Source organism: Chryseobacterium sp. HNCC26DJ241 (assembly GCF_057180505.1).
Window position 1 is genome coordinate 1 of the sequence record NZ_JBXUGL010000086.1, and the last position, 593, is coordinate 593.

Annotated in this window: 1 protein-coding gene; it reads left to right on the plus strand. The window is 35.6% G+C overall.

The window, feature by feature from the left end; all coding sequences use genetic code 11:
• A partial coding sequence (locus AC2A1C_RS15845) for a hypothetical protein (protein ID WP_484026905.1) occupies positions 1–593 on the plus strand: 593 nt, incomplete at both ends.

Consider the following 593-nt stretch of genomic DNA (forward strand, 5'->3'; position numbering starts at 1 on the left):
AATCAATGTCACTAATAATTCAGCAAATGATAACCTTACTATAGAAAGTAATGGAGGTTTATTACAAGTGGATGAAGGTGCTGCAAATACAGGATTGATTACCTTGAAGAGAAATATGAATTTCAGATCTTCTTCAAGAGTGGAATATAATTACTTATCTTCCCCTGTAATCGGCCAGAATCTGAAAAATATCTACGAAGGAAATTCTTCTTCTACTGCATCTACTACTTCAGCTGGTGTTACCACACTGCTTTATAATGAAGCAACAAACTTCTTTAATACCTCAAGTGGAGCAAATATTCCGGGTAGAGGTTTGGCTGTGAAAGAAGCGACTACAACTTTAGTACCTTCATCATCTATTGACTTGAAATATGTAGGAGTACCATATAATTCACCAGTAGGGTTCTTGAATTATGCATTGGCATATACTAATGCCACTCGTGGATATAATTTGGTTGGAAATCCATATCCATCAAACTTGGATTTGAATTTACTTTACACTGCTTCCACAGGTATAGAATCTACTTTCAGATTCTGGGATAATACAGTAAATAGTTTTTACACTCAGCAGGGAAGTGGTTATTCAGGAAGTG